Here is a 5,520-nt window from a genome sequence, read left to right on the forward strand (position 1 = left end):
CCACGTCGGTGGATCAAGGCTAAGGGAGGCCGTCCGCGAGAATCGCGCGGCGGGTCTGGAGAGCGGCCTTCAGCAGCTTCTCGTCCAGCCGCATCTCGCCGTCCGCCGTGGAGTCGTTGACGGGGATGCGTGTACGCCGTTCGATCATTGCCGTCACGGCCGGCAGGGCGGGCAACGCCTGCCCGCCCATCCGCGCGAGCCCGTCGAGGTAGAACTCGCCGACCGCGTAGTCGTGCAGGTACGGGGTCATGAGGCCCAGGAGTCGAGGCAGGGCCGTGGGCCCCGCGTGCCGGAGCCAGAGCGGGGCGCACACGGCTTGCATCCGGCCCGGCCATCGAAAGGTGAGGTTGTACAGCTGCGCAGCCTGCCGGAAGGTCAGCGGGCCCGCGTCCAGCAGGGCGCCGAAGATCTCCGGGGCGCAACTGAGCCTGGCCGTCCCCACGGGCTTGGCCGACAGGAGTTCGGCGGCGGACACCGCGTCGTACGACGGGGTGGCGCCACACCTCGGTTCGCGGGACCTCGGGCGCGGGGCGAACTCGATCGCGGCCATCAGATCACCGTGTTCGCTCATCGCCCGCTCCGATATCGACGCCGTGGTCAGGGCCTCGGCCATGGCCCGGCCGATCCCCTGACCGCTCGCCTGCCCGCAGTGACGGACGAGCAGGGGAAGCAGCTCGACCGGCGCCGCCCGCCAGGCGTGACACGCCGCGCGGGCGAGCCCGGCGCCGACGTCCCGGGTCCCGGGGTCGGCCAGGAGTCCGGCCACGACTTGGTACGTGTGCCGCTCGCGCCCCAGCCCGGACAGCACCCGACCCCAGCGCTCGCCGGCGTCCGCGAGGTGGAGTGCGGCTTCCCGCGCGTCGGCGAACAGAGCCGCGTCGAGGTCCGGACGGCACGCGGGAGGGGCAGTCCGGAGCGTCGCCAGGCGGGCGAGGAAGCGGACGGCCGCGAGGGGGTCGTCGCGCAGGTGGGCCACGGCATCACCGAGGTTTTCCGCGAGGACGGTGCGCACCACCGGTTCGGTGAGATGACCGAGCGCCGCGAGGGCGAGGTCAGGGTGCCCGGCACGCACGAGGAGCCGCGCGGCCAGGCGCCGTACCGCCTCGTCGGGATCGCTGAGCCGGAGCAGCGCGGCATCGGCCGCCTGGGGCCAGGGCCCGTCGTGGACGAGGCTCAGGAGAAGGTCGAAGGCCTCACGGCGGACGGAGGGGTCGGTCGAGCGAGCCAGCCGGAGCAGCCGGATGGCCTCGGGAGAGGATCGGTCGGCGCTCACGGCGTTCAGCACCGCGATGCGGGAAGGGTGGGCGGGCGTGTTGGCGTCGCCGGAGGCCACGGCCTCGTCCAGCCACTTCACAGTGCGGGGCGGTGGCCGCCCTTCCGTACACAGGATTCGGTCATGCGGCCGATCATGCCACGGCCGACGACGGCGCCCCAGGCCTTTTCCGGGCACCGGGGGCCGGTCAAGCCCGCGTCGTCCGGCGCCGTGCAACGCGGCGAGGTGCCGTAGCCGTCGTCGTGCGCCCGCCGGGGATTACGGGACAGCCCTCAGTCCTCGTGCTTGGCGCGGCTCGGCTGGACCCGCTTCGGCTCGCCCGGCATCTTCGGGTAGTCCGGGGGGTACGGCATGTCGCCCAGACCGTGATCGTGTTCGTGGCGGTCGGCCAGCTCCAGGGCGGCGTCCAGGGCGAAGGCGTGCTCGTCCATGTCCGCGTGCAGATCGCCCAGTTCCGCGAAGCGCGCCGGCATCGTCACGATGTCGAAGTCGCGCGGCTCCGCCGTGTCCAGCTCGTCCCAGCGCAGCGGTGCGGAGACCGGCGCGTGCGGGCGGGGCCGGACGGAGTAGGCCGAGGCGATCGTGCGGTCGCGCGCCGTCTGGTTGTAGTCGACGAAGATCCGCTCGCCGCGTTCCTCCTTCCACCAGGCGGTGGTGACCTTCCCCGGCATCCGGCGCTCCAGGTCCCGGCCGATCGCGATGGCGCACCTGCGGACCTCCGTGAAGGTCCAGCGGGGCGCGATCGGCACGAAGACGTGCAGGCCGCGCCCGCCCGAGGTCTTGGGCCAGCCGCGCAGGCCCAGTTCCTCCAGCAGGCCGCGCAGTTCGTGGGCGACCGCGACCGCGTGGTGGTAGTCGGTACCCGGCTGCGGGTCCAGGTCGATGCGCAGTTCGTCGGGTCGGTCGGTGTCCTCACGGCGCACCGGCCAGGGGTGGAAGGTGAGGCAGCCGAGGTTGGCGGCCCACAGGACGGCGGCCGGCTCGGTCGGGCAGATCTCGTCGGCGGTGCGCCCGCTCGGGAAGGCGATGTGGGCGGTCGGAATCCAGTCGGGCAGGTTCTTCGGTGCCCGCTTCTGGAAGAAGGACTCGCCCTCCACCCCGTCCGGGAACCGTTCCAGGGTCGTGGGCCGGTCGCGCAGGGCGCGGGTGATTCCGTCCGCGACCGCGAGGTAGTAGGCGGCCACGTCCCCCTTGGTGAGGCCGCGCTCGGGGAAGTACACCTTGTCCGGGCTGGACAGCCTGACCGTCCGGCCGCCCGCCTCCAGCTCGATCGCCTTGCCCGCAGCACCCATGTGCGCCACGGTAGGCGGGCCCGGCCTGGCCCGCCCACCGAGCACGTCCGGGCGTACCACCGCAGAATCGGAGACATGGATCTGCCGGTGATGCCACCCGTGAAGCCGATGCTCGCCAAGTCCGTCGCCAAGATCCCACCCGGCATGCAGTACGAGGCCAAGTGGGACGGCTTCCGCGCGATCGTCCACCGCGACGGGGATGAGATCGAGATCGGCAGTCGCACCGGCAAGAGCCTGACCAGGTATTTCCCCGAGCTGGTGACGGCACTCAAGGCCAACCTGCCGGACCGCTGCGTGGTCGACGGCGAGATCATCCTCATCCATGGCCGGCGGCTCGACTTCGACCGGCTCAGCGAGCGGATCCACCCCGCCGCGTCCCGGGTGAAGATGCTCGCCGAGACGACTCCGGCCGGCTTCGTCGCCTTCGATCTGCTCGCGCTCGGCGACGAGGCCCTGCTCGAGCAGCCGCTCGCGGAGCGCCGCTCCGCGCTCACCCGCATCCTCTCCACCGCTCGGCCCCCCGTCCATCTCGCGCCCGCGACCACCGACCCCGCGCTCGCGCAGGAGTGGTTCGAGCGGTTCGAGGGCGCCGGGCTCGACGGGGTCGTCGCCAAACCCCTCGATCTCCCCTACCGGCCCGATGCCCGCCTCATGTTCAAAATCAAGCACGAGCGTACGGCCGACGCCGTCATCGCGGGTTTCCGTTTCCACAAGAGCGGTCCGATTGTCGGATCGCTGCTGCTGGGCCTGTACGACGACGCCGGCACGCTCCAGCACGTGGGCGTCTGCGCCGCCTTCCCGATGAAGCGCCGCGCCGAGCTGATCGAGGAGCTGGAACCGCTCCGGATGCCCGACCCGGAGGGTCACCCGTGGGCCGCCTGGGCCGAGGAGGCCGCCCACGAGACCGCCCGGCTCCCCGGGGCACAGAGCCGCTGGACCGGGAAGAAGGACCTGTCCTGGGTGCCGCTGCGCCCCGAGTGGGTCTGTGAGGTGGCCTACGACCACATGGAGGGCGACCGCTTCCGGCACACCGCGCAGTTCCGCCGCATGCGGCCCGACCGGGAGCCGCGGAGCTGTACGTACGCCCAGCTGGAGGAGGTCGTCGGCTACGACCTCGCCGAGGTGCTCGGAACCACCGGCTGACACCGGCCGGGCTGCCGAGCTGCCGGGCTGCCGAGCTGCCGGGCTGCCGGGCTGCCGGGCTGCCGAGCCGGGGCTACCGGCCCGTCACCCCGCCGTGAGCTTCTCCCATTGCGCACGGCTCGGGCCCGCGTCGTTCGGGACGTAGTCGGGCCGCTCCGCCAGCCACCGTGCCACCCGCGCCCTGATCTCCGGATCCGCGTAGGCCCGCGCCGGAGGATCGGCCAGGTGCCGGACCCTGGCCCGCGTCCGCATCACCTCCGGGTCCTGCAGCGCGCACTCGAACAGCGCCGCCGCGTCGCGGGCCGCCCCCGAACGCGCGGCCCGGGTCGCGAACCGTGCCCCGATGGCCTCGTCCGCGACGACCTGGAAGTCGAACCAGGGCTTGAGGGTGCGCACCGCCCACCCGTGGTACTCGGCGGAGAAGCGTACGGATCCAGGGTCCTGGTGCGCCGTACGGGCCACTCTGCTCGCGGCCCACAGCGTCAGCGAAGTGCCCTGCCCCAGCGTCGGGTTGGTGTGGGTGACCGCGTCACCGACGGGCACGAACCCGCGCACGACCGGCCCGCGTTCGTCGACGAGCGAACTCCAGCGGTTGTCCAGGCCCGCCGTGGCCAGGACGTCCGACAGCGGCTCGGCGCCCAGGGCCAGCCACGCCGCGCCGGGCGGGAAGGCCCGCGCGGCGGCCTCGAAGACGGCGGGGTCGCGCAGTGCGGAGCGAGTGGGGTCCTCGGTGTGCACGAACAGCGCCACCGCGAACACCCGGTTGTCGGCAGGGAAGACCGCGCAGCCGGCGAAGGCTCCGCCGGACACCGCCCAAGGCCGCCGCGGTCCCTCCTCCCGGCCCTCGGGCAGTCGGTACCAGCGGCAGAAGTACGCGAGCCCGGTACGGTGGCGCTCCACGACCCCGGGCCGGCAGCCGGCAGCCGTCAGCCACCGGTCGGCGCCGCCGCGCCGGCCGCCCGCGTCCACGACGAGGTCCCCCGCGTACGCTCCCGCCTCCGTGGTCACACCCGTCACGTGCACCGCCTCGGAGCCCGCCGCTCCCCCGGCCGCCCCACCGCCCCCACCGGCCCCGGCCGTGGTCAACCCGGTCACCGGCTCCCCGTACCGTGCGACCACGCCCGGCTCCGCGCGCAGCGCCGTGGCCAGCGCGCTCTCCAGCACGATCCGCCGCGCCTGGAGCATGACGAGGTCCTCGTCGCCCGGCCGCGCCGGGGGCCGTACGTCGAACCAGTCCAGCTCGTGCCGCTCACGCGCTCCGAGACGGAGCATCTCGGCGTGAACGTCGGGCAGTTCGTCACGCAGCAGATTGCGCGCGGCGCCGAGAAGCGCGTGCGGATGACCCGCCTGCGGCACGGCCGGCCGGCGCCAGCCGAAGAAGTCCCGGTCGAGTGCGGTGCCGGGGGCCCTCGTATCGCGTTCGAAGAGCTCGGCGGTGTGTCCGCGGCGTGCCGCGAGCAGTGCGGTGGCCTGCCCTCCGATACCCCCGCCGATAACCAGCACATGTGCCATTGCGCCCCCTGAGCGATGAGCTGTACGACGATCAGACCGCCGGAAGCCTGCGCGGGCGGACCCTGACCGAAACCCGCACAGTTGTCCTATTCGAAGGGCCGGGGCCGATCACGGTGGCCGCGGCCACCGTCAATCCCCGCCGCGCCGCGAACCCCGACCGGCAGCGCTCCGTTTGACAAACGATGTCGCCGACCGGCAAATGGAGCCGCCGGGCAAGGCGAGGCAGCGGATCCGCGTCCACGCCCGCGCCACCACCCCCTGCGAAGGACGCCCATAAGTACGGAACCGTTCCTAGAGACT

At 73.2% G+C, this 5,520-nt stretch carries 4 protein-coding genes; 1 reads left to right on the forward strand and 3 read right to left on the reverse strand.

What is annotated here, in order from left to right; genetic code table 11:
- Positions 1 to 19: 19 nt before the first annotated feature.
- Positions 20 to 1,354, reverse strand: coding sequence for a hypothetical protein (locus J7F03_RS40040; protein WP_214958141.1), 1,335 nt, complete (start codon positions 1,352 to 1,354; stop codon positions 20 to 22).
- 191 nt (positions 1,355 to 1,545) lie between these two features.
- On the reverse strand, positions 1,546 to 2,565 hold the full coding sequence (ligD, locus tag J7F03_RS40045) for a non-homologous end-joining DNA ligase (RefSeq protein ID WP_214958142.1): 1,020 nt from the start codon (positions 2,563 to 2,565) through the stop codon (positions 1,546 to 1,548).
- 75 nt (positions 2,566 to 2,640) lie between these two features.
- On the opposite strand from ligD, the gene J7F03_RS40050 reads away from it, so the two are divergent.
- Positions 2,641 to 3,708, forward strand: coding sequence for an ATP-dependent DNA ligase (locus tag J7F03_RS40050; RefSeq protein WP_214958143.1), 1,068 nt, complete (start codon positions 2,641 to 2,643; stop codon positions 3,706 to 3,708).
- Positions 3,709 to 3,792: 84 nt separating this feature from the next.
- Here the strand turns inward: J7F03_RS40050 and J7F03_RS40055 are convergent, their stop codons facing one another.
- Entirely contained in the window at positions 3,793 to 5,220 is a 1,428-nt protein-coding gene (locus tag J7F03_RS40055) for an NAD(P)/FAD-dependent oxidoreductase (RefSeq protein ID WP_214958144.1), read from the reverse strand.
- Positions 5,221 to 5,520: the final 300 nt, after the last annotated feature.

The sequence above is a fragment of the Streptomyces sp. ISL-43 genome (assembly GCF_018614195.1).
GTDB lineage: Bacteria > Actinomycetota > Actinomycetes > Streptomycetales > Streptomycetaceae > Streptomyces.

Coding starts and splice junctions, on each gene's coding strand:
- ligD (WP_214958142.1), bottom strand. CDS start 2,565: ATGGGTGCTGCGGGCAAGGCGATCGAGCTGGAGGCGGGCGGCCGGACG.
- J7F03_RS40050 (WP_214958143.1), top strand. CDS start 2,641: ATGGATCTGCCGGTGATGCCACCCGTGAAGCCGATGCTCGCCAAGTCC.
- J7F03_RS40055 (WP_214958144.1), bottom strand. CDS start 5,220: ATGGCACATGTGCTGGTTATCGGCGGGGGTATCGGAGGGCAGGCCACC.